General features: G+C 67.1%; 1 protein-coding gene. It reads right to left on the bottom strand.

The annotated features are described in order from the left end of the window. The coding region (hemA, locus tag Q7T09_RS04255; protein ID WP_304697908.1) for a 5-aminolevulinate synthase at positions 1 to 1055 on the bottom strand (1055 nt) is incomplete at both ends.

Raw genomic sequence — 1055 nt, 5'->3', positions numbered from 1 at the left:
GTGAAGCGCAGCCGCTCGGTCCCGCGTGGGACGGTGGGGTAGTTGATGGGCTGGACATAGACCCCGTGCTCTTCGAGCAGGATGTCGCTGATCATCTTGCAGTGGTGGGGGTCGCCCACCAGGACCGGGACGATGTGGCTCTCCGAGGGCATCACCGGCAGGCCGGCCTTGGCCAGCTTGGCCTTCAGGGCGCAGGCCCGCTCCTGGTGGGCGACGCGGACCTCGTTGTGGTCCTTCAGATAGCGGATCGAGGCCACGGCGCCTGCGGCCAGGGCCGGCGGCAGGGAGGTGGTGAAGATGAAGCCGTCAGCATGGGAGCGGATGGCGTCGACGATCATGGCGTCGGCGGCGATATAGCCCCCCATCACCCCGAAGGCCTTGGCCAGCGTGCCTTCGATGATGTCGATCTGGTCCATCACCCCGTCACGCTCGGCCACCCCGGCGCCGCGGGGACCGTACATGCCCACCGCGTGGACTTCGTCCAGATAGGTCATGGCGTGGTATTTCTTGGCCAGGGCCACCATGCCCTTCATGTCGGCGATGTCGCCGTCCATGGAATAGACGCTCTCGAAGGCGATCAGCTTGGGCGCCTCCAGGGGCTCGCGGGCCAGCAGCTCCTCCAGGTGGGCCAGGTCGTTGTGGCGGAACACCCGGCGCTGTTCGCGCTTGCCGGCCCGGATGCCGGAGATCATCGAATTGTGGTTCAGCTCGTCGGAGAAGACGATCAGGCCCGGCAGGATCTTGTAGAGCGTCGACAGCGAGGCCTCGTTGGAGACATAGCCCGAGGTGAACAGCAGGGCCGCTTCCTTGCCGTGCAGGTCGGCCAGCTCGGCCTCCAGCTCGACATGGTAGTGGGTGGTGCCGGAGATGTTGCGGGTGCCGCCCGAGCCTGCGCCAGCCTCCTCGATGGCCTGGTGCATGGCGTCCAGCACCAGCGGGTTCTGGCCCTGGCCCAGATAGTCGTTGGAGCACCAGACCACCACCTCCGAGGAGGTCCCGTCCTCACGGGTCCAGGTCGCCTTCGGGAAGGCGCCCCGGTGACGCTTCAGGTCGGC

The sequence above is a fragment of the Phenylobacterium sp. genome (assembly GCF_030645195.1).
In the GTDB taxonomy this organism is placed as follows: domain Bacteria; phylum Pseudomonadota; class Alphaproteobacteria; order Caulobacterales; family Caulobacteraceae; genus Phenylobacterium.
Note: the sequence above shows the minus strand (reverse complement) of the source record. Positions and strands in the feature narration are given on the sequence as shown.